This is a genomic window from Pseudomonas jessenii (assembly GCF_002236115.1).
In the GTDB taxonomy this organism is placed as follows: Bacteria; Pseudomonadota; Gammaproteobacteria; order Pseudomonadales; family Pseudomonadaceae; genus Aquipseudomonas; species Aquipseudomonas jessenii.
In genome coordinates, this window is the sequence record NZ_NIWT01000005.1 from 29,258 (window position 1) to 55,188 (window position 25,931).

Genomic DNA, 25,931 nt, shown 5'->3' on the forward strand with positions numbered 1-25,931 from the left:
ACCACAAATTCTTCAGGATTCGTCCAGAGGCACTCGCACTTCTAACGTCGTACCCTCACCCGGCTCACTCTCCAGCGACAACTCGCCGCCCAGGATCAACACCCGCTCACGCATGCCGACGATCCCAAAGGACGTTGGCCTGCCAGGCGCGGCGACAAATCCTACGCCATCATCGCTGACCGTCAGACACAATTCGTTGCCTTCAAGGGTCAGTGTCAGTTCAACAGTATGCGCCTGGGCGTGCCGCATGACATTGGTCAGCGCCTCCTGAAGAATTCGAAACAGGCCGATCGCCTTCGCATCGCTGAGCACTGGCAAATTGTCCGGCACCTGCACCAGACACGGGATCTGCGTTCGCGCCTCGAACCGGCGGGCCTGCCATTCAATGGCCGAGGCGATACCTGCGTCGAGAATCGGCGGCCGCAATGCCGTGGCCACATCACGGACCAGCTGAAACAACTGAGCGATCAAGCGCTTCATGCTGTTCAAGCGCTCGTTAAGACCAGGGTCGAGCTGGGCGTACGCCAGTTCGCACATGGACGTTTCCAGCTTCAACACGGTGAGCATCTGCCCCAATTCGTCGTGAACTTCCCGGGCAATGCGCGCTTTTTCTTCTTCGCGCACGCTTTCCAGGTGCGCGGACAACTCACGCAGTTGTTCCCGGGAGCTGGCCAGTTCAATTTCGATGCGCTTGCTCTCGCTGATGTCCCAGACGATCCCGTCCCAAACATAGGCGCCGTCTTCCAGCCGGCGGGTGATGGCCTTGATTTCCGCCCAACGCTGCTCGCCCTGACGCGTGAGGATTCGCCCCTGCCACGACCAGTCGCTGTCAGTATCCAGCGCATGATCCTGGGTCTGGTGATAGCTGACCTTGTCATCCGGATGCACGAGGCTACGCAGGCCTTTATCGCGATGCGCCAGCGTGGCCGGCGAGTAACCCACCAGGCTTTCGCTGCCTTCGCTGATGTAGGCAAAGTCGATCTGACCGGTTACTGGCGCCCGCTCCAGCCGGAAAACCAGTCCCGGAACGTTGGCGGCGATGCCTTGCAGCCGCGCCTCGCTTTCCTGCAAGGCCGCCAGGGCGCGGCGCCGCTCGGTGACATCGTTGAGGTAAACCACCAAGTATTCGCCATCGCGAAAGCGCAGGAAACTCAACGAGACATCGGCCGGCAGGATGCTGCCATCAGCCCGCACGCAATTGGATTCGAAACTTTGCGGGCCCTCCTCACTGGCCCGGGCGCGCTTCCACAGGTTCAGCCAACGGTCCATGTGCAGGCCGGGCTCGAAATCGATCAGGGGCCGATCGATGATCCCTCCGGCCGGATAGCCCAGCATGCTTTCCGCCGCGCGGTTGGCGTAGCGCACATGGCTGTCCCAGTTGACCCAGAGGATGCCGACGGTGCTCTGGTCGATGGAAAACTGGGTGAGCCGCAAGGCCTCTTCGCTGGCGGCGCGCAAGGCAATGTCTTCCTGCGCGGCCAACAGGCGCTGCTCCAGGTTGTGCTGCTGGCGACGCTGCCAGACCACGATGACCATGCAACTCATCGCCAGCACGGCCAGCAGCAGGCAGAGGTTCTGCCAAAACCTCGGCGACTCGGTGAGCCGCGGATACTTGGGCTGCAGCCATTGATTGTGCAGTTGCTCCAGATCCTTGGCCGGGATCGCCCGCAATGCACTTTCGACAATGCCCGCCAGTTCCGGTTTGTCACGGAGCGTGGCCACCCGCAGCAACTGCGGCAGACCGACATCCCCCACCACGACCAATCCGGCGAACTCCGGTTCGACCGACAAGCGTCCCAGCTGCGCCTCATCGACCACCGCATAAGCCGCCTGCTGGCCCGCCAATAATTGCAATGCCTGGCGCTCCATCGGTACGCCTTGCAGATTCAGGTGCGGGTAGTTGCTGCGCAGGTAATCGGCGATGGCACTGGGCATGCGCACGGCGACGCGGGTCTGGCTGTCGAGTTTTTCCAGCTCGACCGCGCCAGCGCTTTTCTGATCGCTGACCACCAATTGCGGCACCCGCATGTAGGGGTCGGAAAACTGCCAGAGGCGCAGCCCGCCAGGGGTCTGGGTCACCCCCGGAGCGATGTCGATTTCGCCCTCGCGGGCCGCGGCTTCCAATTGCTCAAGATCGGGAAAATTGCGCCAGCTCAGTTCGACATTGAGGTTTTTTGCGAGCCACTTCATCAACTCGACGTTCACCCCGGACAGGCGCTGCAAGCGGCGATCGTATTGCGCATAGGGCGCCTGCAACACCACGCCGACCCGCAACTCGCCCTGCTGCACCAGCCAGTGCCGTTGTTCAGGGGACAGTTGGGCAGCGGGCGCCGGGGGCGCGGCGGCCGCCCAGCCCATCAAGGGAAACCACAAACAGCCGATAACCCACAGGCAGCGAAAAAGCATCATTGAACTCTCACACACTGACAAATACTGACCAACCCATTAGGCTGCCGGAACAACTTCTGGCCTGGAATACCCGATGCCCTCTGTCTACCGCCTGGCACTGCCAGCATTGTGCCTGTCGCTGATCCTGCCTTGCGCTTTTTCCGTCAAGGCGGCCGACCCGGCGCCCGCCGCGGAGGAAAAAACCGCCGAAGAAAAATCACTCGAACGTCAGCCGCTGCCTGAGCGTAGTCAGGAAGAAGCGACTGCACTTGAGCGAAAAATCCCGGCTCAGGAACAGCAACAACTGCAAGCAGGCTCCGACACCTTTCTGGCCTTGTGGAAACCGGCCAATACCGCCGAACCTAAAGGCGCGGTGATTATCATCCCGGGCGCCGGTGAAACCGTTGACTGGCCGCAAGCGATCGGCCCTTTGCGGCGCAAATTGCCGGATGCCGAGTGGAGCAGCCTGAGTATCACCTTGCCGGACCTGCAAAGCGACGCCATTGCGCCACGAATCGTGGAAGCAGCGCCGGCTCCCAAGCCCGCCGAAACCGGCAGTAAAGACTCGACCACCGCAGCCCCTATCGAACAGGTGGCCGGAGGCGAGGCCGATGTGGCCGACAAGGCCGTCACCGAAACCACCGAAGAACAGTCCAAGGCAGATGCCGAGCGCATCTTCGCCCGGATCGACGCCGCGATTGCATTCGCCGAACAGCAAAGCGCCCGCAGTATCGTGGTGTTGGGGCATGGCACCGGCGCTTATTGGGCGGCGCGCTATTTAAGCGAGAAGCAGCCTTCGCAAGTCGAGCGCTTCCTCATGGTCGCAGCGCAGACACCTGCTCAAGCGGAACCCGAGCTGGATGAGCTGGCGCCGAATCTGAAACTGCCGACCGCCGACATCTTCTACATGGACAAGCCGCTGGATCGCAATGCGGCGCTAGCCCGTCTGCAGGCCAACAAACGGGTGAAAACGTCGGCATTCAGCCAGGTCGCGCTCAAGGCGTTGCCGGATACCAAAGCCGAACAGGAGCAATTGTTCCGTCGGGTGCGGGGTTGGTTGAATCCGCAGAACCCCGCGGGCTGACAGATCGAGGCGCCTTCATCGCGGGTAAGCCACACTCCCACAGGTTTTATGCCGATCACAAAATTGCGGACGACATGAACCTGTGGGAGCGAGCTTGCTCGCGATAGCGGTATCACTGGCGAAGCAAGTTTTCCAGGCTAGCGAAAATCCCGCCGCTCCCGAATCAGCGTATAGGCGTTATGCAGTTCACGCGTTCGCTCGGTGGCCTCACGCACCTGCGTCGCCGTCGCGCCACTGCCGGCAATCTTGTCCGGATGATGGCGACTGAGCAGGCGCCGGTATGCACGCTTGATCTGCGCCGGTTCAGTGGTGGCCGACACCCCCAAAAGCCTCAACGCGTCCTGATAACTTGGCACACTGTTGCCCAATGGCCGTTTCTGCGGCTCATAGTCGTGGGCCAACGCCTGCACCTGATGGGGCGTCCAGCCCAGCCATTTGCCCCATTGGCCGATCAATTGACGTTCACTGCTGCCGGCACGACCATCGGCCCAGACCATTCGCCAGCAGGCGCGCAACACACCTTCCGCCGCATGGGGCTGGGCACTCAGGCGACGCAGATAACCGCGCAGGCGGTCATTGCCCGATTTTCCACGATTGAATGCGGCAATCGCCCGACGCTGGGCCGGTTCGGACATTTCCAGCGAGCGCATTTCCGCCCGGGCCTGTTGGATGTGGCCATCCACCACCCGCCCGTCGCACTTCGCCAGACGTCCCAGTAGCACGAAGAGCAATTCATCGTTGCGCAGCACCGGACGACCACCAAGCTTTTCCAGCAAATGCCCCCAACTCTGCAGGTGCAAGCGCCGGTCCAGCGCCTGCCCCAACAACGCGCCGAGCATGGCCCCCGGAATGCTGGCTATGGCAAAGCCTGCTCCGGCTCCGATCAGAGTCCCTGGCCACAGCATCTCAGCGGCTCGCTTCTATTAATGTTTCAACTTCGGCCAAACGCTCGTGAGTGCCGACATCGACCCAGTGCCCCCTCAATTGCTCGCCGGTCACCTGCCCGTCAGCCATGGCCTTGCGCAACAGTGGAGCGAGCTTGAAGGCCCCCTCGGTGCAACCGTCGAACAACTGCGGATGCAACACGGCGATACCGCTGTAGGTCAAGGTGCCAGCCCCTGGTTGACCGTCGAGCACCCGCGTTTCTACCAGGCCAAAGTCCCCGGCCGGATGATGGGGCGGGTTGCTGACCAGCACCAGGTGCGCCAGGCCGTTGATGGGCTGATGCAGCACGCTGAAGTCGTAATCGGTCCAGATGTCGCCGTTGACCACGACAAACGCTTCATCCCCCAACAATGGCAACGCGCGGAAAATTCCGCCGCCGGTTTCCAGGGGTTCACCTTCGGCCGAGTACTGAATGCTCACGCCATAACGCGAACCATCGCCCAGATAGTCTTCGATCTGCTGACCGAGCCAGGCGTGATTGATCACAATGTCGGTGAAGCCGGCAGCGGCCAGCGCTCGCAGGTGATACTCGATCAGCGGCACGCCGCCTGCACGAACCAGCGGTTTTGGCGTAGTCAGGGTCAGCGGGCGCATGCGCTCGCCTTTGCCCGCGGCCAGAATCATTGCCTTCATGCTTTCACTCCGGCACGCAGACTGGCCAGCAATACATCCAGCTCGGCCAGTTCAGGGCGGCGCGCAATCACCGCGTCTATGTACGCAAAGAAACGTGGCACATCACCCAGGTAACGCGGTTTGCCGTCGCGATGGCAGATGCGCGCGAAAATGCCGATGACTTTCAGGTGACGTTGCACGCCCATCAAGTCGCTGGCACGCAGGAAGTCCTCGAAGTCGGGCTGAACCGGAATCCCGAGGGCACCCGCTTGCTGCCAGTAGCTTTCGAGCCAGCCGTGCACGCGCTCCTCGGGCCAGCTGAGGAATGCGTCCTTGAACAGGCAGGTCACGTCGTAGGTCACCGGGCCATACACCGCATCCTGGAAGTCCAGCACACCGGGATTGGGCTCGCTGAGCATCAGGTTGCGCGGCATGTAGTCGCGATGCACCAGGACTTTTGGCTGTGCCAGGGCGCTGTCGATCAACAGTTCGCTGACCTGCTGCCAGAGCACTTGCTGCGCCGCGTCCAGTTCGATGCCCAACTCGCGCTTCACGTACCACTCGGGGAACAGCTCCAGCTCGCGACGAAGCAAGGCCACGTCATAGCTCGGCAGAGGCGCAACCATCGGCAGCTGCTGGAAAGCCAGCAACGCTTGCAGGGCATCCTTGAACAAATCGTCGGCGTTTTCGCTTTCGATGACGTCCAGATAGGTCTTGTTGCCCAGGTCATTGAGCAAAAGAAAGCCGCGTTCGAGGTCTTCGGCATAAATTTTCGGCACATTTATTCCGGATTTCGCCAGCAAAAAGGCGATATCCACGAAGGGTTTGCAGTTTTCCTGGGGCGGCGGCGCGTCCATCACGATGAAACTTTTGTCACCGCCTTCCCAGCGGAAATACCGCCGAAAACTCGCGTCGCTGCTGGCCGCAGTCAACGTGGCCGGGGGTACGACGCCCCAGCCCTGCTCGGCAAAAAGGGTCGCCAATTGTTCATCGAGCCAAACTTTCAGGTGTTGCAAGCGTACATCTTGATCAGGCATTGCAAGGGTCTCCGACGGCGCTAGCCGTCAAGCGGGTCATGCTTTATTATCCAGCATCTTTTTCAGACCATCGAGAGGCGTGCGGCCCACACCGCGGGCAGATGGCACGCAGGAAGCCCGGACTAATAAGATGGCATTGAAATCCCCCGCGTTTCGTAAAAAATTTCCGTTGTTGGTTACCGGCAGTTTGCTGGCGCTGCAACCCCTTGCCACTTCCTACGTGGTCGCCGCGGAACAGTTTGACTGCTCAGTCTCTGCTTCGGGCTCCTGGGACTGTGCGCCAAAGACGCCAGCGGCTGCATTGCCACCGCGTCCCGTCCATGACGGCAGCGCAGTTTCCGCCACCGGCGAAGCCCCGGCCGAAAACGGTTCCAGCGAAGACGCCGGCGCCAAGCCGGTGCTGGTCACCGAATCCAAAGGCCGTGGCCTGAAGTCGCGTAGCGCAGACTACAGTCACCTCGACTGGGTTCCCCGCGAGCAGCTTACCGCCGCACAATTGGCCGAAACCGGTCCTTATTGCTCCGGTTCCTATATCGAACCGATTCGTCCTGGCATGGATGACAAGACGGATAAAAGTGACGCTCCAACCTTTATCGGCGCAAAAGCCTCCCGCTATAAGCAGGATGAGCAAGTTGCGACCCTGGCCGGCGACGTTGTCATGCGTCAGGGCAGCATGCAGGTCGAAGCCGACGAAGCCAACCTGTATCAGGCCGAAAGCCGTGGCGAACTGAACGGCAACGTGCGCATTCGCGACAACGGTGCCCTGATCGTCGGCGACCACGCCGACGTGCAGCTCGACACCGGTGAAGCCAAGGTCGACAACGCCGAATACGTGATGCACAAATCCCGCATCCGCGGTAATGCGCTGTACGCCAAACGTGCCGAGAACGCGATCATCCGGCTCAAGGATGGTACGTACACCACGTGCGAACCGAACAGCAACGCCTGGCAGCTCAAGGGCAACAACATCACCCTGAACCCGGCCACCGGTTTCGGTACGGCGACCAACGTGACGCTGCGAGTCAAGGACATTCCGGTCCTGTACACGCCGTACATCTACTTCCCGATCGACGACCGTCGCCAGTCGGGCTTCCTGCCGCCAACCATCGGCACCGGCAGCGATACCGGCTTCATGCTGGTCACCCCGTACTACTTCAACCTGGCGCCGAACTACGATGCCACGTTGTACCCACGCTACATGGAAAAGCACGGCTTGTTGATGGAAGGCGAATTCCGCTACCTGACCAAGTCCAGCGAAGGCCAGTTCGGCGCGGCGTACCTCAACGACGAAAGCGACGAACGCGACAAGCAGAGCGACGCCGAAAAAACCCGCTACATGTACAACTGGCAGCACAAGGGTGGTCTCGACTCGCGAGTACTCACGCAAGTCGACTACACCAAGATCAGCGATCCGTATTACTTCCAGGATCTGCAGACCGACCAGATTGGCATCAAAAACAACGACTACGTGAACCAGCAGGGTTCCGTCACCTATCGTGGCGACAGCTATTCCGCTCGCGTGAACGCCCAGGCATACGAACTGGCGAGCGTGTCGAACATTACGCCGTACGATCGCCTGCCGCAGCTCACCCTCGACGGCATGCTGCCTTATCATCCGGAAGGCCTGGACTTCACGTACAACACCGAACTCGTACGGTTTGACCGGGATCTGCAGAGCGGAACATATTTTGACGAAGACGGTGTCGGCTCTCCCCGTCTTGATAACAACGTTCAAGGTCTGGCTCGCGCCAATGGCGACCGCCTGAACCTCGCGCCCGCCATCAGCCTGCCGATGAACACGACCTACGGCTTCCTGACACCGAAGCTCAAGTACCAGTACACCCAGTATCAACTGGACCTGGACAGCACCGGCAAAGGTCAGATTGCGAATCAGACCGCAGAACAGGACAGGCTCCTGGGAACATTCGACAGCAACCAGAACCGCGGCGTACCGATCGCCAGCATCGACAGCGGCCTGTACTTCGATCGCAATACCCAGTATTTCGGCAAGAACTACCGCCAGACCCTCGAGCCGCGCCTGTTCTACCTGTACGTGCCTGAGGTCGACCAGGAAGACATCCCGATATTCGATACCAGCGAATACACCTTCAACTATGCGTCGCTGTTCCGTGACAACCGCTTCTCCGGCTCCGACCGTGTCGGCGACGAGAACAAACTGTCCCTGGGTGTGACCAGCCGCTGGATCGAAGACAATGGCTTCGAACGTCAACGCCTCAGCGTCGGCCAGGCCTTGTACTTCAAGGACCGCGAAGTTCAGTTGCCGGGTATCGATGCAAAAACCCGCCAGGATACGCAAGCCAACGTGTCGCCTTACGCCCTGGAATACGAATATCGCTGGAACCGCGACTGGCGCACCACGGCCGATTACAACTGGGACCCGGACAGCCGCAGCCCTCGCTCGGGCAGCGCGATGTTCCATTACCAGCCTGAAGACAACCCGAACAAGGTCATCAACGCCGGCTATCGCTATCGCAATGACCAGGTCCGTTACGACCAGAACACCGGTCAATGGAGCGTTGGTGGCGGTGACTACGGCACCCCTGGCCAGCCTGGCTACGTGAAGGATTACTACAAGATCAAACAGCACGACTTCTCGGTGATCTGGCCGATCGTGCCGCAATGGAACGCCATCAGCCGTTGGCAGTATGACTACAACCGCAACCGTACCCTGGAAGCCTTCGGTGGCTTCGAGTACGACAACTGCTGCTGGAAACTGCGCCTGATCAACCGTTACTGGGTCGCTTATGACGAGTTCAGTCAGGAAGCACCGCAAAACGAAAAAGGCGACCATGGCGTCTTCCTCCAAATTGTTCTGAAGGGACTCGGCGGCCTGACTGGCGCCAAGGTAGAGAGCTTCCTCGACAAAGGCATTCAAGGTTATCGTGAACGTGAAGACCAAGCTTTCTGATTGTCTGCGCCCGCTGATGCTGGGCGCGCTGTTCCTGAGTACGGCGGCGAGCGCCGCCGTACAGTCCATCGATAAAGTGGTGGCCATCGTCGACAACGACGTGGTCATGCAGAGCCAACTGGACCAACGGGTTCATGAAGTTCAGCAAACCATTGCCAAGCGTGGCTCTGCCGTGCCGCCGGCCAGCGTGCTGGAGCAGCAGGTACTTGAGCGCCTGATCGTCGAAAACCTGCAATTGCAGATCGGCGAGCGTTCCGGCATCCGCATTACCGATGAAGAGTTGAACCAGGCTGTCGGCACCATTGCCCAGCGCAACAACATGTCGGTCGAGCAGTTCCGCGCCGCCCTGACTCGCGACGGCCTGTCCTACGACGACGCACGTGAGCAGATTCGCCGCGAAATGGTCATCAGCCGTGTACGCCAGCGTCGGGTTGCCGAACGCATTCAGGTCTCCGAGCAGGAAGTGAAGAACTTCCTGGCGTCGGACCTGGGCAAAATGCAGCTGTCTGAAGAGTTCCACCTGGCCAACATCCTGATTCCTACGCCGGAAAGCGCCAACTCCGACGCGATTCAGAGTGCAGCCAAGCAGGCCGATGCGATTTACCAGCAGCTCAAACAAGGCGCTGACTTCAGTCAGTTGGCGATCGCCAAGTCCGCCAGCGAAACCGCACTGGAAGGTGGTGACATGGGCTGGCGTAAAGCCGCTCAATTGCCGCCGCCGTTCGATCGCCTGCTGAGCACCATGCCGGTGGGCGATGTCACCCAGCCAATGCGCACCCCGGGCGGCTTCATCATCCTGAAGATCCTCGAAAAGCGTGGCGGCCAGACCCAGATGCGCGATGAAGTGCATGTGCGCCACATCCTGGTCAAACCGAGCCCGATCCGCGACGAAGCAAAAACCAAGGCCCTGGCTGACTCGCTCTACAGCCGTATCGAGGCTGGCGAAGACTTCGGCGAGCTGGCGAAAAGCTACTCGGAAGACCCGGGTTCCGCCCTCAACGGCGGCGATCTGAACTGGATCGACCCGAACGCACTGGTGCCCGAGTTCCGCGAAGTGATGGCCAGTACCCCGCAAGGTCAGCTGTCCAAGCCGTTCCAGACTCAATACGGCTGGCATGTCCTGGAAGTCCTTGGCCGTCGCGCCACCGACAGCACCACACAGGCTCGCGAGCAGCAAGCAATGACCGTTTTGCGTAACCGCAAATACGACGAAGAGCTGCAAACCTGGCTGCGTCAGATCCGTGACGAAGCGTACGTGGAAATCAAACTCCCTGGCGCCGACCAGGCAGCGCAGTGAAACCCCAACGTTTCGCGCTGACACCCGGCGAACCGGCCGGCATAGGTCCCGACCTGTGCCTGCTGCTCGCCTCGCAAGCCCAGCCTCACCCCCTGATTGCCATTACCAGCCGCGACCTGCTCATTGAGCGGGCCGCGCAACTGGGTGTGGCTATCGATTTGCTGCCGGTCACACCGGACAGCTGGCCGGATGTACCCGCGCCAGCCAACAGCCTGTATGTCTGGGATACACCGCTCAACGCCAAGGTCGTCGCCGGGCAACTGGACAAGGCCAACGCTGCCTTCGTACTGGAAACCCTGACCCGCGCCGGCCAAGGCTGCCTGAGCGGAGATTTCGCCGGCATGATTACCGCGCCGGTGCACAAAGGCGTGATCAACGAATCCGGCATCGCCTTTTCCGGGCATACGGAATTCCTCGCCGACCTGACCCACACCGCGCAAGTGGTGATGATGCTGGCCACGCGCGGCTTGCGCGTAGCCCTGGTGACCACTCACCTGCCCCTTCGCGAGATTGCCGATGCAATCACGCCGGAGCGTCTGGAGCGCGTCACGCGAATCCTGCACGCCGACCTGCAAAACAAGTTCGGCATCGCCCGGCCACGCATCCTGGTTTGCGGGCTCAACCCCCATGCCGGCGAAGGCGGACACCTGGGCCATGAAGAAATCGATATCATCGAACCCACATTAGAGCGCCTGCGCGGCGAGGGCATGGACCTTCGAGGCCCCCTGCCCGCCGACACTCTGTTTACCCCCAAATATCTGGAGCACTGCGATGCGGTGCTGGCGATGTACCACGACCAGGGCCTGCCGGTGCTGAAGTACAAAGGCTTCGGCGCGGCAGTCAACGTGACCCTCGGCTTGCCGATCATCCGCACATCGGTCGACCACGGCACCGCCCTGGACCTGGCCGGCAGTGGCAAGATCGACACCGGCAGCCTGCAAGTCGCCCTGGAAACCGCCTACCAGATGGCCGAGACCCGTTTATGACCGAGCAATACCAACACAAGGCGCGCAAACGCTTTGGCCAGAACTTCCTGCACGATGCCGGCGTTATCGACCGCATCCTGCGCTCCATTCATGCCAAGGCAGAAGACCGCCTGCTGGAAATCGGCCCGGGCCAGGGCGCACTGACCCAAGGCCTGCTCAGCAGCGGCGCGCAACTCGACGTGGTGGAGCTGGACAAGGACCTGATCCCGATTCTCAACCAGCAGTTTGCCGGCAAGAGCAACTTCAACCTGCATCAGGGCGATGCGCTGAAGTTCGACTTCAACAGCCTCAATGCCGTGCCTGGCAGCCTGCGCGTGGTCGGCAACCTGCCGTACAACATCTCCACGCCGCTGATTTTTCACCTGCTGCACAACTCGCACCTGATTCGCGATATGCACTTCATGCTGCAAAAGGAAGTGGTCGAGCGCCTGGCTGCCGGCCCTGGTGGTGGCGACTGGGGTCGCTTGTCGATCATGGTTCAGTACCACTGCCGGGTCGAGCACCTGTTCAACGTCGGCCCGGGCGCGTTCAACCCGCCGCCGAAAGTCGATTCGGCCATCGTGCGCCTGGTACCCCACGCGGTACTGCCACACCCGGCCAAGGATCACCGCCTGCTGGAACGCGTCGTGCGCGAAGCTTTCAACCAGCGCCGCAAAACCCTGCGCAACACTCTCAAGCTGCTGCTGAGCAATGCCGAAATCGAAGCAGCCGGCGTCGATGGCAGCCTGCGTCCCGAGCAACTCGACCTGGCCGCGTTCGTGCGCCTGGCCGACAAGCTCAGCGAACAAAAGCCTACCGCTGACTGACAGGCGATGAGCGCTATCGGGTAGGACGCCACTCTGGTCTACTACCCGATACTTGGCCTAGACTGAACCCCAACAGCTACGCCCCGCGTCCCGCTTCGTTTTTAAGGCCCTTTGCATGTCCGATCCTCGCTATCAGGTCGACGTCAGCGTCGTCACCCGCTATCTGGCAGAACAATCGCAACCCGAGCACGACCGCTTTGCCTTCGCCTACACCATCACCGTGCAAAACAACGGTGAAATGCCCGCCAAACTGCTTTCACGGCACTGGGTCATCACCGATGGTGACGGGCATGTCGAAGAAGTGCGCGGCGCAGGCGTAGTCGGCCAGCAACCGTTGATCGACCCCGGCAAGAGCCACACCTACAGCAGCGGCACGGTCATGACCACCAAGGTCGGCACCATGCAAGGCACCTATCAGATGCTGTCCGACGACGGTAAACATTTCGATGCCATCATCGCGCCCTTCCGCCTGGCGGTGCCTGGAGCCCTGCACTGATGGCAACGTACGCTGTCGGTGACCTGCAAGGCTGTCTTCAGGCCCTGCAATGCCTGCTCAAACAAGTGGCGTTCGACCCGAAACGCGATCGTCTGTGGCTGGTGGGCGACCTGGTCAACCGCGGCCCGCAGTCGCTGGAAACCTTGCGCTTCCTCTACAGCATTCGCGAATCGCTGGTGTGCGTGCTCGGCAACCATGACCTGCACTTGCTGGCGGCCGGACGCAATATCGAACGCCTGAAGAAGGCCGACACCCTGCGCGAGATCATTGAAGCGCCCGATAGCGCTGAACTGCTCGAATGGCTGCGCCAGCAAAAACTCATGCACTACGACGAACAGCGCAACCTTGCACTGGTCCATGCCGGCATTCCACCGCAGTGGTCGCTGCGCAAGGCCTTGAAGTGTGCCGCCGAAGTCGAGGCTGCCTTGCGTGACGACAACCTGTTGCCACCCTACCTCGATGGCATGTACGGCAACGATCCGGCGAAATGGGACAACGACCTCAAAGGCGTGACGCGCCTGCGGGTGATCACCAACTATTTCACCCGCATGCGTTTCTGCACCGCCGAAGGCAAACTCGACCTCAAGAGCAAGGAAGGCCTCGATACCGCACCACCTGGCTACAAACCCTGGTTCCAGCACAAGGAACGCAAGACCAAGAATCTGAAAATCATTTTCGGTCACTGGGCAGCACTGGAAGGCAACGTCGAAGAGCCGGGTATTTCGGCGCTCGATACAGGCTGTGTCTGGGGCGGCGCCCTGACCCTGATGAACGTCGACAGCCTTGAGCGCCTGTCCTGCAAATGCGACGAACACGGCCATGCCGTGCCGCCAGTCGCCTCATCCATTCCCCAAACATCACCAGCCAGCGCCCCGCGCTAGACTGCCCATTCAGCCGAGCCACAGGAGCCCGCCATGAGCGAATTCAAACGTATTCCCCCGGAACAGGCCCAAGCCCTGCGCGAACAAGGCGCAGTAGTGGTCGACGTCCGCGACCCGGCCACTTTTGCCGCCCTGCACATCGCAGGCTCCAAGCATCTGGACAACCATTCCCTGCACGCTTTCATCCAGGGTGCCGACCTCGATGCACCGACCGTGGTGGTCTGCTATCACGGCAATTCCAGCCAGGGCGCGGCCGCTTACCTGATCAGCCAGGGCTTCTCCGACGTCTACAGCATGGATGGCGGATTCGAGTTGTGGCGTACGACGTATCCTGCGGAAACGGCGCAAGGCACCACTGAATAATTTTTTTGTAACGTTGCAGGCCCCGGCTCCCGCGGGCTAGCGCGGTGGCAGACGAACGGTCTGCCACAACTAATTACGTATCTCGCCTTTACCTCCCGAATTCCCAACTATCCTTAAGCCCAGGCCATCCAAAACAGGGGAGAGCCGGTACACCGGCGCACGGGTCATCGGGAGTAGCTTTCGGAGTAGTCAGCTCCGGGAGAGTTCTGGGGGGTAAACAGCAATCGCCTGTTCGGTTGCTGCCAGCATCGACTGAGTGATCCGGCGTCGGCTCCACGTATCGAGCGAGGTGACGTCATGAGTATCTTTAGCCACTTCCAACAACGCTTCGAGTCCACACGCCAGGAAGAACTCTCTCTGCAAGAGTATCTTGAGCTGTGCAAACAGGACCGCAGCGCCTACGCCTCCGCCGCCGAGCGTCTATTGCTGGCCATCGGTGAACCGGAACTGCTCGACACCTCGACCAACTCGAGACTGTCGCGCATCTTCTCCAACAAGGTCATCCGCCGCTATCCGGCCTTTGAAGACTTCCACGGGATGGAAGAATGCATCGACCAGATCGTGTCGTATTTCCGCCATGCCGCTCAGGGCCTGGAAGAGAAGAAACAGATCCTGTACCTGCTCGGCCCTGTCGGTGGCGGTAAATCGTCCCTGGCCGAGAAGCTCAAGCAACTGATAGAAAAAGTGCCCTTCTATGCAATCAAGGGCTCGCCGGTTTTCGAGTCGCCCCTGGGTCTTTTCAACGCCACCGAAGATGGCGCGATCCTCGAGGAAGACTTTGGCATTCCACGGCGCTACCTCAACACCATCATGTCGCCATGGGCGACCAAACGCCTGGCCGAATTCGGTGGCGACATCAGTCAGTTCCGCGTGGTCAAACTCTACCCGTCGATCCTCAACCAGGTCGCTGTGGCCAAGACCGAACCTGGCGACGAAAACAACCAGGACATCTCGGCGCTGGTGGGCAAGGTCGATATCCGCAAACTGGAGGAGTTCCCGCAAAACGACGCCGACGCCTACAGCTACTCGGGCGCCCTGTGCCGGGCCAACCAGGGCCTGATGGAATTCGTCGAAATGTTCAAGGCACCGATCAAGGTGCTGCACCCACTGCTGACCGCCACCCAGGAAGGCAACTACAACAGTACCGAAGGCCTCGGCGCGATTCCGTTCACCGGGATCCTGCTGGCGCACTCCAACGAATCGGAGTGGCACACCTTCCGCAACAACAAGAACAACGAAGCCTTCATCGACCGGATCTACATCGTCAAAGTCCCGTACTGCCTGCGGGTCAGCGACGAAGTGAAGATCTACGACAAGCTCTTGTTCAACAGCTCGCTGGCCAAGGCCCATTGCGCGCCCGACACCCTGAAGATGCTGGCCCAGTTCACCGTGCTCTCGCGCCTCAAGGAGCCGGAAAACTCCAACATCTACTCGAAGATGCGCGTGTACGACGGCGAGAACCTAAAGGACACCGATCCGAAAGCCAAGTCGATCCAGGAATACCGCGACAATGCGGGCGTCGACGAAGGCATGAACGGTCTGTCGACCCGCTTCGCGTTCAAGATCCTGTCGAAAGTGTTCAACTTCGACCCGCACGAAATTGCCGCCAACCCGGTGCACCTGCTCTACGTGCTTGAACAACAGATCGAGCAGGAACAGTTCCAGGCCGAGACCCGCGAACGCTATCTGCGCTTCCTCAAGGAGTACCTGGCACCGCGCTACATCGAATTCATCGGCAAGGAGATCCAGACCGCCTACCTCGAGTCCTACAGCGAGTACGGCCAGAACATCTTCGATCGTTATGTGCTGTACGCCGACTTCTGGATCCAGGACCAGGAATACCGCGACCCGGAAACCGGCGAGATCCTCAACCGCGTAGCGTTGAACGAAGAACTGGAGAAAATCGAAAAACCGGCCGGCATCAGCAATCCGAAGGATTTCCGCAACGAAATCGTCAACTTCGTACTGCGCGCCCGGGCCAACAACAACGGCAAGAACCCGACCTGGCTCAGCTACGAAAAACTGCGGGTGGTCATCGAGAAGAAAATGTTCTCCAACACCGAGGACCTGCTGCCAGTCATCAGCTTCAATGCCAAGGCCAGCAAAGAGGACCAACAGAAACACAACGACTTCGTCACACGGATGGTCGAGCGGGGCTACACCGACAAACAGGTACGACTGCTGTCCGAGTGGTACCTGCGGGTCAGAAAATCACAGTAACCCGCTGCCGGTCAGACCGGTTGTCGTCAGCCAGAGGCCTGTGTACGCGTTTTCTGTTACACAGACCTCTGGAAGGTGTTCGAAAGTCGGTAGCGAGGTACAGGCAGCATCCAAAAGCGCTTGGGGGAGCGTGAACATCCCTTGGCACCGGTCCGATGCTGCATAACCGCTCGCCCCTTTCAGGACAGCTTCTAAGGAGCAGTCATGAGCTATGTGATCGACCGACGTCTCAATGGCAAGAACAAGAGCACGGTGAACCGCCAGCGTTTTCTGCGGCGCTACCGTGATCACATCAAGAAGGCTGTCGAAGAGGCGGTCAGCCGGCGCTCCATTACCGATATGGAACACGGCGAACAAATCAGCATTCCCGGCCGCGACATCGACGAGCCGGTGCTTCATCACGGTCGCGGTGGCAAGCAGACGGTCGTGCACCCGGGCAACAAGGAATTCACCAGCGGCGAACATATCGCCCGGCCACCGGGAGGCGGTGGCGGCCGAGGCCCCGGCAAGGCGGGCAATTCCGGCGAGGGGATGGACGAATTCGTCTTCCAGATTACCCAGGAAGAGTTCCTCGAGTTCATGTTCGAGGACCTCGAACTGCCCAACCTGGTCAAACGCAACCTGACCGGCACCGACACCTTCAAGACCGTGCGCGCCGGGATCAGCAACGAGGGCAACCCGTCGCGGATCAACATCATCCGCACCCTGCGCTCAGCCCACGCCCGGCGGATCGCCCTGTCCGGCAGCAGCCGCGCAAAACTGCGTGAAGCCAAGGAAGAACTTCTGCGAATCAAGCAAGAAGAACCGGACAACTTCGGCGATATTCAGGAAATCGAAGCAGAAATCGAAAAACTCAGCGCACGCATTCACCGTATACCGTTTCTCGACACATTCGACCTCAAGTACAACCTGCTCATCAAACAGCCCAACCCCAGTTCCAAGGCCGTGATGTTCTGCCTGATGGACGTGTCCGGCTCGATGACCCAGGCGACCAAGGACATCGCCAAGCGCTTCTTTATCCTGCTGTATCTGTTTCTCAAGCGTAACTACGACAAGATCGACGTCGTGTTCATCCGCCACCACACCAGCGCCCGCGAAGTGGATGAAGAGGAGTTTTTCTACTCCCGGGAAACCGGCGGCACCATCGTCTCCAGCGCCTTGAAACTGATGCAGGAGATCATGGCCGAGCGTTATCCGAGCAACGAGTGGAACATCTACGCCGCCCAGGCCTCAGATGGTGACAACTGGAACGACGACTCTCCGATCTGCCGCGACATCCTGATCAACCAGATCATGCCATTCGTGCAGTACTACACTTACGTTGAGATCACCCCGCGCGAACACCAGGCCCTGTGGTTCGAGTACGAGCGCATCGCCGAAGCCTTTTCCGATACATTTGCCCAGCAACAACTGGTCTCGGCCGGGGATATCTATCCGGTCTTCCGTGAACTCTTCCAGCGCAGGTTAGTGACATGACCGCCAAAGAGCAGAAACGCCAACCCATTTCCACCGGCTCCGAATGGACGTTCGAGCTGATCCAGGCCTACGACCGCGAAATCAGTCGTATTGCGGCCGGTTACGCACTCGATACGTATCCCAACCAGATCGAAGTGATCACCGCCGAACAGATGATGGACGCCTACGCCTCGGTCGGTATGCCGCTGGGTTATCACCACTGGTCCTATGGCAAGCACTTCCTCAGCACTGAAAAGTCCTACACCCGCGGCCAGATGGGGCTGGCGTACGAGATCGTGATCAACTCCGACCCATGCATCGCCTACCTGATGGAAGAAAACACCATCTGCATGCAGGCGCTGGTGGTGGCCCATGCCTGCTACGGGCACAACAGCTTTTTCAAAGGCAATTACCTGTTCCGCACCTGGACCGACGCCAGTTCGATCATCGATTACCTGGTGTTTGCCAAGCAGTACATCATGCAGTGCGAAGAACGCCACGGTATCGACGCTGTCGAGGATCTGCTCGACTCCTGCCATGCGCTGATGAACTATGGTGTCGATCGTTACAAACGCCCTTATCCGATCTCCGCGGAGGAAGAACGTCGCCGGCAAAAGGACCGGGAAGAACATTTACAGAAACAGATCAACGATTTGTGGCGCACCATTCCCAAGGGCGCGGACAAGTACAGCGACAAGGACAACGCACGCTTCCCCGCCGAACCCCAGGAAAACATCCTGTACTTCATCGAAAAACATGCGCCGCTGCTGGAGCCATGGCAGCGGGAAATCGTGCGTATCGTGCGCAAGATCGCCCAGTATTTTTATCCACAGCGTCAGACCCAGGTCATGAACGAGGGTTGGGCCACGTTCTGGCACTACACACTGATGAACGACCTGTACGACGAAGGCCTGGTCACCGACGGCTTCATGATGGAGTTCCTGACGTCCCACACCAGCGTGGTGTTCCAGCCTGGTTTCGATAGCCCCTACTACAGTGGCATCAACCCCTACGCCCTGGGGTTTGCCATGTACCGCGACATCCGCCGCATGTGCGAAGAGCCTACGGAAGAAGATCGCCGCTGGTTCCCTGACATTGCCGGTACCGACTGGCTGGCAGCCATCAAGTTCGCCATGAGCAGTTTCAAGGATGAGAGCTTCATCCTGCAGTACTTGTCGCCCAAGGTGATCCGCGACCTGAAGCTGTTCAGCATTCTCGATGACGACCAGAAGGACGACCTGCTGGTGCCCGCCATTCACGACGAAGGTGGCTACCGCATCATCAGGGAAACCCTCGCGGCACAGTACAACCTGGGCAATCGCGAGCCCAACGTGCAGATCTACAGCATCGACCGTCGAGGTGACCGCTCCCTGACCCTGCGTCACCAACAGCACGACCGCAAACCGCTGGGGGACTCGACCGAAGAAGTGCTCAAACACCTGCACCGCCTCTGGGGCTTCGACATTCACCTGGAAACCCTGCAAGGCGATCAGGTCATGAAAACCCACCATGTGCCGCCCAGAAGCGAGCACAGCGAAGGTGATTACGGCCGCCTGGACCTGGCCGTCATCCATCTTTGATCCGGTTTGTGCCTCCGAAAGCTCGATGCAACGGTTATCCTGTCGAGCTAACGGAGGTTTTTTATGCGTATTTATAAAGTCGGCGGTGCGGTACGTGATCGCCTGCTGGGCAAACCGGTTACCGATATCGACTGGGTTGTGGTCGGCGCTACCACCGAAGAAATGCTCGCCAAGGGCTTTCGCCCGGTGGGCGCGGACTTCCCGGTGTTCCTTCACCCCAAAAGCGGTGAGGAATACGCCCTCGCCCGCACCGAGCGCAAAAGCGGACGCGGTTACGGCGGGTTCACTTTTCACGCCAGCCCTGAAGTCACCCTCGAAGAAGACCTGATCCGCCGCGACCTGACCATCAATGCCATGGCCGAGGACGATCAGCAGAACCTGACCGACCCGTACCACGGCCAGCGCGATCTTGAAGCGCGCCTGCTTCGCCATGTTTCCCCGGCATTTGCCGAAGATCCACTCCGGGTCCTGCGTGTTGCCCGCTTCGCAGCGCGCTACGCGACGCTGGGTTTTACCGTTGCCCCGGAAACCCTGGCGCTGATGCACCAACTCAGCGAGTCAGGTGAACTTGAAGCGCTGACCCCTGAGCGCAGCTGGAAGGAAATTTCCCGCGCCCTGTTGGAGGATCAACCACAGGTATTTGTTGAGGTTCTGCGCGCATGCGGCGCACTCAAGGTTCTGATGCCCGAGGTCGACGCGCTGTTTGGCATACCGCAACCACCCGCCCATCACCCGGAAATCGATACAGGCGCACATACCCTGAGCGTGTTGCAGCAAGCCGCACTACACAAACAACCACTCACCGTGCGCTGGGCGTGCCTGCTGCACGACCTGGGCAAGGGACTGACGCCAGAGGATGAATGGCCGCGACACATTGCCCACGAGTTCAAGGGCCTGAAGCTGATCAAAGCGGTCAATGAACGCTTCAAGGTGCCGAGGGACTGCCAGGAACTGGCGCTGCTGGTGGGCGAGTACCACACCCATGGGCATCGCGCCCTTGAGCTGAAGCCATCGACATTGCTGGAATTGTTGCAAAGCTTCGACATTTACCGTCGGCCACAGCGGTTCGAGGAGTTCATCACCGCATGCGAGATGGATGCGCGTGGGCGCAAAGGGCTGGAAGAAAGAAGTTACCCACAGGCAGATTACTTGCGCGGCGCGGCAACTGCGGCGCGTAGCGTGGCGGTTCAGCCGTTGCTGGAGAAAGGCTTCAAGGGGCCGGAGTTGGGGGAGGAGATCAAGCGCGAGCGGCTCAAGGCGTTGAAGGCTTACAAAGAGGCGACGTCTGTCTGAAAAGCTTCGCGAGCAAGCCCGCTCCCACAGAAATTGCATCGTACCTGTGGGTGCGGGCTTGCTCGCGAAGGCGTCAGTAAGGTCACAACAAATCTGAAGGTGTCAGCTGTTCACCGCACCATTCGAACGCTACTGGCGCCAACACCTGATCGATCTGCGCTTCAGCCCACAAAGTCGCAAAACTCTTGCCTGCGCCCGGGTGCACGCGATCCGGCGCTATCAACGACAACGGCCACAGAACGAACGCATTTTTCAGAATTTCTGCCCGCGGCAAGATCAAGCCATCGAAATTGCCCACCAGGTCACCGAACAACAATACGTCGATATCCAGCGGCAAACCTCGGCGATCCGGTGCGTAACGACCGTTATCCGCCTCAATGAACTTCAATCGACGATCAAGTTCCATCAGCGGCAGATCGGTATACGCCGACACCACTAAATTGAAGAACGGCCCGCTCTTGATGCCCACCGGCTGGCTTTCGAACACCGCCGAACAGCGGATATCGACAAGGAATGCCGCCAGAGCATCGAGTCCCGCCCGCAAATGGGTTTCACGCTCGATATTGCTACCGAGCCCGAGGTACACCTGAGTCAGCGACATCCGCGCTCGATCTCCACGCCCACACCGCCGGTGGCAGCCGGGACGGCCCCGGGCTTGGTCAACTTAAGGCGCATCCAGGTGATCTTGAATTCGCTCATCAGCACTTCAACCAGGCGCTCGGCAAAGGTTTCCACCAACTGGAATTGCGCCTGCTCGGCAAACGCCTGGATGCGCGAGGAAACACTGGCGTAGTCGAGCGCCAGGGTCAGGTCATCACCGGCTGCGGCCGGGCGATTATCCCAGGCGAAACTCAGGTCAAGACGCAAGCACTGTCGGATGCCTCGCTCCCAGTCGTAGGCACCAATCACCGTGTCGACTTCCAGGCCCTCGATAAACACTCTGTCCAAGCACTTCTCTCCGCTACACGACAAGGGCGCAATGCGCCGTTAGAATCAGGGCTTCCTCGCCCGGAATAGTTAGCATGTTTTGGTTATTGGCGATCCTCGCCTACCTGCTCGGCTCTCTGTCCTTTGCCATTTTGCTCAGCCGCATGACCGGTAACCCCGATCCGCGAATGAGTGGCTCGGGCAATGCCGGTGCCACCAACATGTTGCGCCTGGCCGGCAAGAAGCTCGCCATCCTGACCTTGCTCGGGGACCTTTGCAAAGGCCTGCTGCCGGTACTGATTGCGCGTCTTGCGGGTCTTTCGCAGCAGGAACAGGCCTGGATCGGCGTCTATGCCGTCATCGGCCATCTGTTTCCGTTGTACTTTCGCTTTCGCGGCGGCAAGGGCGTTGCCACCGCTGCCGGCATGTTGCTGGGACTGTACCCGCCCGCTGCCCTTCTGGCGGTCTGCACCTGGCTCTTGACGTTCTACCTGACCCGCACCAGCTCCCTGGCCGCCCTCATCGCCACACCGCTGACCTTGCCGTTGCTGGCCTGGCAAGAACCGGCCGCCCTGCTGCCCATGAGCACGCTCACCGGGCTGATCGTCTGGCGTCATCGCGGCAATCTACGCGACCTGTTTGCCGGGCGCGAACGGCATTTCTAGCCGCCGGACATGAGCACCACTCATCACAATGCGGTCAACTGCTCCATCGGCCAACGCGCCTGCACGCTGATCGCCAGGCTTTCCTGCTGACCGGCCTGCAAGCGCTGGCAGCCGGCAAAGGCAATCATCGCGCCGTTATCGGTGCAGAACTGCGCACGGGCATAAAACACATCGCCCTTCATGTCGCCGAGCATTTTCTCCAGGGAAGTGCGCAACGCCTTGTTGGCACTGACGCCCCCTGCAATCACCAGGCGCTTCATGCCAGCGGCCTTCAGGGCACGCTTGCACTTGATGGTCAAAGTCTCCACCACGGCCTGCTGGAATGCCAGCGCGATGTCGCAACGGGCTTGCTCTCCGTCGTCCCCGGCGTTGACGCACTGTTGCCAGGTGTTCAGCGCAAAGGTTTTCAGGCCACTGAAGCTGAAATCCAGGCCCGGACGGTCGCACATCGGCCGCGGGAAGACGAAACGCCCTGCAACGCCTTGTTCTGCAAGGCGAGCGATCTCCGGCCCGCCCGGATAATTGAGCCCCATCATCTTGGCCGTCTTGTCGAAGGCCTCGCCGGCGGCGTCATCCAGGGTCTCGCCCAGAAGCGTGTACTGACCGATTCCGTCGACCTGAACCAGTTGCGTGTGACCACCCGACACCAACAAAGCGACGAACGGAAATTCCGGCGGTTGCGACTCCAGCATCGGCGCCAGCAAATGGCCTTCCATGTGATGCACGCCAAGGGCCGGAATACCCCAGGCAAAGGCCAGCGCCTGAGCACAGGAAGCCCCTACCAGCAAGGCACCCACCAGGCCAGGACCCGCGGTGTAGGCGATCGCATCGATCTCGGTCGGCACGCAGTCGGCCTCGGCCAACACCTGACGAATCAAGGGCAGCATGCGTTTGACGTGATCGCGTGAAGCCAGCTCCGGCACCACGCCACCATAGGCACGGTGCAGGTCGATCTGACTGAACAACGCGTCGGCCAGCAGGCCGCGTTCACTGTCATACAATGCGACACCAGTTTCGTCGCAGGATGTTTCTAATCCCAGTACTAGCATGGGTTTGCGCCTTGTTTAGGCTGAATTCGAAGGCGCGCATAATAGTCGTCGCGTGATGCCCCTACCAGCGGTTTTCGATCAGAGGCTTTGCATTCCGAGCGTTGAGGGGTTAACATCCGCAACCCTTAAAAACCGACGTCTTCAAGTGCTCTTTTGCCGCGAGGATGTTGACCCCGGTAATGAATGAAGGTAGCTCTGGATGCCAGCCGTCAAAGTAAAAGAGAACGAACCCTTCGACGTAGCTCTGCGTCGTTTCAAGCGCTCCTGCGAAAAAGCCGGTGTACTGGCTGAAGTTCGTAGCCGCGAATTTTACGAGAAGCCAACTTCTGAGCGTAAGCGCAAAGCAGCAGCCGCTGTTAAGCGTCACGCCAAGAAAGTTCAGCGCGAACAGCGCCGCGCCGTTCGTCTGTACTAATACACAGACGATCGTAGCAAGCTTCTGCCAAGCCCGGCCCTCAGCCGGGCTTATGGCATTTGCGTAAAACGCTTGATGCTTCACTGTCAAAGCCGCAGACGCGACCGAGACAAATCTGCTTCACCGCGTCAGACCTGGCTCTTTTGCCAGCGGTGCACGTCTTTTCTGACGAGCCTTTCAAGGCTACTGACGAGCACACCCACTGATTCCTCTCACGACGATCAGCCCAAGGCACCTGCTTGCGTGCCAGATGATGAGCTATCCGGGGCCTATGATTGGCCACAGCGGATTCAGCGCAACACATTCAAACAGTCGAATACTGATTGGCATTAACGTCAGTGGATTTTCGGCAGATACACTTCCCGACAGCGATTACGCAGACGACACTGGTCGAGCCGCACACTTTGCGCGCCTCAAACAATGACCGCGTTCGGTCGCCGTACGTTTCGGGTTCCTTTTCAGCGCAGATGACGAGAACGCCATGGCCGGGCTAATTCCCCAGAGCTTCATTGACGACCTTCTGAACCGCACCGACATCGTCGATGTGGTCAGCTCGCGCCTGCAATTGAAAAAGGCCGGCAAAAATCACACTGCCTGCTGCCCGTTCCACAAGGAAAAGACTCCATCGTTCAGCGTCAGCCCCGACAAGCAGTTCTATTACTGCTTCGGCTGCGGCGCCGGCGGCAACGCCCTCGGCTTCATCATGGATCACGACAACCTGGATTTCGTCCAGGCTGTCGAAGAACTGGCCAAAGCCGCCGGCATGGAAATCCCCCGTGAAGAAAGCGGCCGGCCGCACAAACCGCGACAGCCGACCGATTCGCCGCTGTATCCGCTACTGAGCGCCGCTGCCGACTTTTATCGCCAGGCTCTCAAAAGCCACCCATCGCGCAAGGCCGCCGTGGAATACCTGAAAGGTCGCGGGCTGACCGGCGAAATCGCCCGGGACTTCGGCCTGGGCTTTGCTCCGCCTGGCTGGGACAACCTGTTCAAGCACTTGAGCAGCGATACCCTGCAACAAAAAGCCATGATCGATGCCGGCCTGCTGATCGAAAACGCCGAAAGCGGTAAACGCTACGACCGCTTCCGCGACCGCGTGATGTTTCCGATCCGCGACAGTCGCGGGCGCGTCATCGCCTTCGGCGGCCGGGTATTGGGCGACGACAAGCCGAAATACCTGAACTCCCCGGAAACCCCGGTTTTCCATAAAGGCCAGGAACTCTACGGCCTGTATGAAGCGCGCAAGACCAACCGCAACCTCGACGAGATCATCGTCGTCGAGGGCTACATGGACGTCATTGCCCTGGCCCAGCAAGGCCTGCGCAATGCCGTCGCGACCCTGGGCACCGCCACCAGCGAGGAACACCTCAAGCGGCTGTTTCGCGTCGTGCCCAGCGTGCTGTTCTGCTTCGACGGCGACCAGGCCGGCCGCAATGCGGCATGGCGGGCGCTGGAGGCGACACTTTCGAGCCTGCAGGACGGTCGTCGCGCACGTTTTTTGTTCCTGCCCGAAGGCGAAGACCCGGACACTCTGGTCCGCTCCGAAGGCACCGACGCCTTTCGCGCACGGATCAACCAGCACGCGCAGCCACTGGCCGATTACTTCTTCCAGCAACTGACGGAAGAAGCCGACCCGCGCTCGCTTGAGGGCAAGGCCCATATGGCCACCCTCGCCGCGCCGTTGATCGACAAAGTCCCGGGCGCCAACCTGCGCACCCTGATGCGTCAGCGCCTGAGCGAAATCACCGGCCTGAGCGGTGAAGCGGTCAGTCAGCTGGCACAAAGCGCCCCGCAAGAAGCACCGCCGGCCTACGACCCGGGCATCGATTACGACGCGATGCCCGATTACAGCGACTATCATCAGCCGCAGGCACAGGAAATGTATGTGCCGCAGCAGGAATGGACGCCGAAGAAACCCGGTGCAGGAGGCAAGAAATGGGACAAGAAACCGTGGGACAAGAATGGCAAACGGGGCGGTGATCGTGATCAACCCCGCGCGCCACGGGTGCCCGCCGCCGTAGAACCGCCAACCCTCGCCGCCTTGCGCACGTTGCTGCATCACCCGCAACTGGCCGAAAAAGTCGAGGATGCCGGGCACTTCGCCGCCGAGGATCACACCAACACGCAATTGCTGGTGGCGCTGCTCGAAGCTGTACAGAAGAATCCCAAGCTAAACTCAATTCAACTGATTGCGCGTTGGCACGGCACAGAACAAGGCCGCTTGCTCAAGGCCTTGGCGGAAAAGGAATGGCTGATTGATGGAGATAACCTTGAACAACAGTTTTTCGACACCATTACTAGCTTGTCAGCCCGCCAACGCGAGCGAAACCTGGAACAACTTCTGCGAAAAGCGCGTCAAAGCGAATTGACCAGCGAAGAGAAAAATCAACTGCGCGACCTCTTGAGTCGCAATGTTTCCGCATCAAACCCGACCTCAACTGGCGCGTGAGGTCATAGCTCAGGTATAATCCTCGGCTTGTTTTTTGCCCGCCAAGACCTTCAG

Annotated in this window: 22 protein-coding genes; 15 read left to right on the forward strand and 7 right to left on the reverse strand. The window is 59.9% G+C overall.

The window, feature by feature from the left end; translation table 11 throughout:
- Positions 1-12: 12 nt before the first annotated feature.
- Entirely contained in the window at positions 13-2,409 is a 2,397-nt protein-coding gene (locus tag PSJE_RS16920) for a PAS domain-containing sensor histidine kinase (RefSeq protein WP_090451736.1), read from the reverse strand.
- A gap of 73 nt (positions 2,410-2,482) precedes the next feature.
- Between PSJE_RS16920 and PSJE_RS16925 the strand changes: the two genes are divergently transcribed.
- Complete coding sequence (locus PSJE_RS16925) at positions 2,483-3,472, forward strand: alpha/beta hydrolase family protein (RefSeq protein WP_090451738.1); 990 nt, start codon at positions 2,483-2,485, stop codon at positions 3,470-3,472.
- Positions 3,473-3,609: 137 nt separating this feature from the next.
- Here PSJE_RS16925 and PSJE_RS16930 read toward each other — a convergent pair whose 3' ends face one another.
- The 3 genes from PSJE_RS16930 to PSJE_RS16940 are packed head-to-tail and all read right to left on the reverse strand — an operon-like array spanning position 3,610 to position 6,066.
- On the reverse strand, positions 3,610-4,377 hold the full coding sequence (locus PSJE_RS16930) for a TerB family tellurite resistance protein (RefSeq protein ID WP_057713077.1): 768 nt from the start codon (positions 4,375-4,377) through the stop codon (positions 3,610-3,612).
- Between the two features lies 1 nt (position 4,378).
- Complete coding sequence (gene murU / locus PSJE_RS16935; RefSeq protein ID WP_057713076.1) at positions 4,379-5,050, reverse strand: N-acetylmuramate alpha-1-phosphate uridylyltransferase MurU; 672 nt, start codon at positions 5,048-5,050, stop codon at positions 4,379-4,381.
- Positions 5,047-6,066, reverse strand: a complete 1,020-nt coding sequence (locus tag PSJE_RS16940) for an aminoglycoside phosphotransferase family protein (protein WP_090451739.1) — start codon at positions 6,064-6,066, stop codon at positions 5,047-5,049. Before PSJE_RS16940 ends, murU begins: the two co-directional genes overlap by 4 nt.
- A 130-nt stretch (positions 6,067-6,196) precedes the next feature.
- On the opposite strand from PSJE_RS16940, the gene PSJE_RS16945 reads away from it, so the two are divergent.
- The 11 genes from PSJE_RS16945 to PSJE_RS16995 all read left to right on the forward strand — a co-directional run bounded on the left by PSJE_RS16945 (position 6,197) and on the right by PSJE_RS16995 (position 20,372).
- The gene (locus tag PSJE_RS16945; RefSeq protein ID WP_090451741.1) at positions 6,197-8,995 is read left to right on the forward strand and encodes an LPS-assembly protein LptD; all 2,799 of its coding nucleotides are present in this window, start codon (positions 6,197-6,199) and stop codon (positions 8,993-8,995) included.
- Positions 8,976-10,292 (forward strand): peptidylprolyl isomerase SurA, encoded by a 1,317-nt coding sequence (gene surA / locus PSJE_RS16950; protein WP_139212578.1) that lies wholly within the window; start codon positions 8,976-8,978, stop codon positions 10,290-10,292. Before PSJE_RS16945 ends, surA begins: the two co-directional genes overlap by 20 nt.
- On the forward strand, positions 10,289-11,278 hold the full coding sequence (pdxA, locus tag PSJE_RS16955) for a 4-hydroxythreonine-4-phosphate dehydrogenase PdxA (protein ID WP_090451744.1): 990 nt from the start codon (positions 10,289-10,291) through the stop codon (positions 11,276-11,278). Before surA ends, pdxA begins: the two co-directional genes overlap by 4 nt.
- Complete coding sequence (gene rsmA / locus PSJE_RS16960; protein ID WP_090451746.1) at positions 11,275-12,084, forward strand: 16S rRNA (adenine(1518)-N(6)/adenine(1519)-N(6))-dimethyltransferase RsmA; 810 nt, start codon at positions 11,275-11,277, stop codon at positions 12,082-12,084. The genes pdxA and rsmA overlap by 4 nt, the downstream gene beginning before the upstream one ends.
- Positions 12,085-12,199: 115 nt before the next feature.
- A complete protein-coding gene (gene apaG, locus PSJE_RS16965; RefSeq protein WP_007980214.1) occupies positions 12,200-12,580 on the forward strand; it encodes a Co2+/Mg2+ efflux protein ApaG in 381 nt (126 codons plus the stop codon).
- Positions 12,580-13,461, forward strand: coding sequence for a symmetrical bis(5'-nucleosyl)-tetraphosphatase (locus PSJE_RS16970; protein WP_090451748.1), 882 nt, complete (start codon positions 12,580-12,582; stop codon positions 13,459-13,461). Before apaG ends, PSJE_RS16970 begins: the two co-directional genes overlap by 1 nt.
- 33 nt (positions 13,462-13,494) lie before the next feature.
- Entirely contained in the window at positions 13,495-13,824 is a 330-nt protein-coding gene (gene glpE, locus PSJE_RS16975) for a thiosulfate sulfurtransferase GlpE (RefSeq protein WP_008051614.1), read from the forward strand.
- Between the two features lie 297 nt (positions 13,825-14,121).
- The gene (locus tag PSJE_RS16980; protein WP_057713069.1) at positions 14,122-16,044 is read left to right on the forward strand and encodes a PrkA family serine protein kinase; all 1,923 of its coding nucleotides are present in this window, start codon (positions 14,122-14,124) and stop codon (positions 16,042-16,044) included.
- A 204-nt stretch (positions 16,045-16,248) separates the two neighbouring features.
- Complete coding sequence (locus PSJE_RS16985) at positions 16,249-17,520, forward strand: YeaH/YhbH family protein (RefSeq protein ID WP_090451750.1); 1,272 nt, start codon at positions 16,249-16,251, stop codon at positions 17,518-17,520.
- Positions 17,517-19,079 carry a SpoVR family protein gene (locus PSJE_RS16990; RefSeq protein WP_057713067.1) on the forward strand — a complete coding sequence of 521 codons (1,563 nt, stop codon included), beginning with the start codon at positions 17,517-17,519 and terminating at the stop codon, positions 19,077-19,079. The genes PSJE_RS16985 and PSJE_RS16990 overlap by 4 nt, the downstream gene beginning before the upstream one ends.
- 63 nt (positions 19,080-19,142) lie before the next feature.
- Positions 19,143-20,372 carry a multifunctional CCA addition/repair protein gene (locus tag PSJE_RS16995; RefSeq protein WP_090451752.1) on the forward strand — a complete coding sequence of 410 codons (1,230 nt, stop codon included), beginning with the start codon at positions 19,143-19,145 and terminating at the stop codon, positions 20,370-20,372.
- Positions 20,373-20,454: 82 nt separating this feature from the next.
- On the opposite strand, the gene folK is transcribed toward PSJE_RS16995, so the two are convergent.
- Together folK and folB are read right to left on the reverse strand one after the other, a co-directional pair.
- Positions 20,455-20,973: a 2-amino-4-hydroxy-6-hydroxymethyldihydropteridine diphosphokinase gene (folK, locus tag PSJE_RS17000; protein ID WP_090451754.1), complete on the reverse strand. Its 519-nt coding sequence runs from the start codon at positions 20,971-20,973 to the stop codon at positions 20,455-20,457.
- Positions 20,964-21,320, reverse strand: a complete 357-nt coding sequence (folB, locus tag PSJE_RS17005) for a dihydroneopterin aldolase (protein ID WP_008051601.1) — start codon at positions 21,318-21,320, stop codon at positions 20,964-20,966. The genes folK and folB overlap by 10 nt, the downstream gene beginning before the upstream one ends.
- Positions 21,321-21,394: 74 nt before the next feature.
- Here folB and plsY point away from each other — a divergent pair, with 74 nt between their 5' ends.
- The gene (gene plsY, locus PSJE_RS17010; RefSeq protein WP_057713064.1) at positions 21,395-21,964 is read left to right on the forward strand and encodes a glycerol-3-phosphate 1-O-acyltransferase PlsY; all 570 of its coding nucleotides are present in this window, start codon (positions 21,395-21,397) and stop codon (positions 21,962-21,964) included.
- Positions 21,965-21,987: 23 nt separating this feature from the next.
- Here plsY and tsaD read toward each other — a convergent pair whose 3' ends face one another.
- Complete coding sequence (gene tsaD / locus PSJE_RS17015; protein WP_057713063.1) at positions 21,988-23,013, reverse strand: tRNA (adenosine(37)-N6)-threonylcarbamoyltransferase complex transferase subunit TsaD; 1,026 nt, start codon at positions 23,011-23,013, stop codon at positions 21,988-21,990.
- Positions 23,014-23,212: 199 nt separating this feature from the next.
- Here tsaD and rpsU point away from each other — a divergent pair, with 199 nt between their 5' ends.
- Both rpsU and dnaG read left to right on the forward strand, forming a co-directional pair.
- Positions 23,213-23,428 carry a 30S ribosomal protein S21 gene (gene rpsU / locus PSJE_RS17020; RefSeq protein WP_002551877.1) on the forward strand — a complete coding sequence of 72 codons (216 nt, stop codon included), beginning with the start codon at positions 23,213-23,215 and terminating at the stop codon, positions 23,426-23,428.
- 481 nt (positions 23,429-23,909) lie between these two features.
- Positions 23,910-25,877, forward strand: coding sequence for a DNA primase (gene dnaG, locus PSJE_RS17025; protein WP_008051597.1), 1,968 nt, complete (start codon positions 23,910-23,912; stop codon positions 25,875-25,877).
- Positions 25,878-25,931 lie beyond the last annotated feature (54 nt).

What these genes read in the sequence shown, in the direction of transcription:
- PSJE_RS16920 (WP_090451736.1), bottom strand. Translation starts at nt 2,409, where the DNA reads ATGATGCTTTTTCGCTGCCTGTGGGTTATCGGCTGTTTGTGGTTTCCC.
- tsaD (WP_057713063.1), bottom strand. Translation starts at nt 23,013, where the DNA reads ATGCTAGTACTGGGATTAGAAACATCCTGCGACGAAACTGGTGTCGCA.
- rsmA (WP_090451746.1), top strand. Translation starts at nt 11,275, where the DNA reads ATGACCGAGCAATACCAACACAAGGCGCGCAAACGCTTTGGCCAGAAC.
- PSJE_RS16995 (WP_090451752.1), top strand. Translation starts at nt 19,143, where the DNA reads ATGCGTATTTATAAAGTCGGCGGTGCGGTACGTGATCGCCTGCTGGGC.
- PSJE_RS16980 (WP_057713069.1), top strand. Translation starts at nt 14,122, where the DNA reads ATGAGTATCTTTAGCCACTTCCAACAACGCTTCGAGTCCACACGCCAG.
- PSJE_RS16925 (WP_090451738.1), top strand. Translation starts at nt 2,483, where the DNA reads ATGCCCTCTGTCTACCGCCTGGCACTGCCAGCATTGTGCCTGTCGCTG.
- PSJE_RS16970 (WP_090451748.1), top strand. Translation starts at nt 12,580, where the DNA reads ATGGCAACGTACGCTGTCGGTGACCTGCAAGGCTGTCTTCAGGCCCTG.
- glpE (WP_008051614.1), top strand. Translation starts at nt 13,495, where the DNA reads ATGAGCGAATTCAAACGTATTCCCCCGGAACAGGCCCAAGCCCTGCGC.
- apaG (WP_007980214.1), top strand. Translation starts at nt 12,200, where the DNA reads ATGTCCGATCCTCGCTATCAGGTCGACGTCAGCGTCGTCACCCGCTAT.
- PSJE_RS16930 (WP_057713077.1), bottom strand. Translation starts at nt 4,377, where the DNA reads ATGCTGTGGCCAGGGACTCTGATCGGAGCCGGAGCAGGCTTTGCCATA.
- PSJE_RS16945 (WP_090451741.1), top strand. Translation starts at nt 6,197, where the DNA reads ATGGCATTGAAATCCCCCGCGTTTCGTAAAAAATTTCCGTTGTTGGTT.
- folK (WP_090451754.1), bottom strand. Translation starts at nt 20,973, where the DNA reads ATGTCGCTGACTCAGGTGTACCTCGGGCTCGGTAGCAATATCGAGCGT.
- rpsU (WP_002551877.1), top strand. Translation starts at nt 23,213, where the DNA reads ATGCCAGCCGTCAAAGTAAAAGAGAACGAACCCTTCGACGTAGCTCTG.
- murU (WP_057713076.1), bottom strand. Translation starts at nt 5,050, where the DNA reads ATGAAGGCAATGATTCTGGCCGCGGGCAAAGGCGAGCGCATGCGCCCG.
- dnaG (WP_008051597.1), top strand. Translation starts at nt 23,910, where the DNA reads ATGGCCGGGCTAATTCCCCAGAGCTTCATTGACGACCTTCTGAACCGC.
- PSJE_RS16985 (WP_090451750.1), top strand. Translation starts at nt 16,249, where the DNA reads ATGAGCTATGTGATCGACCGACGTCTCAATGGCAAGAACAAGAGCACG.
- plsY (WP_057713064.1), top strand. Translation starts at nt 21,395, where the DNA reads ATGTTTTGGTTATTGGCGATCCTCGCCTACCTGCTCGGCTCTCTGTCC.
- PSJE_RS16990 (WP_057713067.1), top strand. Translation starts at nt 17,517, where the DNA reads ATGACCGCCAAAGAGCAGAAACGCCAACCCATTTCCACCGGCTCCGAA.
- PSJE_RS16940 (WP_090451739.1), bottom strand. Translation starts at nt 6,066, where the DNA reads ATGCCTGATCAAGATGTACGCTTGCAACACCTGAAAGTTTGGCTCGAT.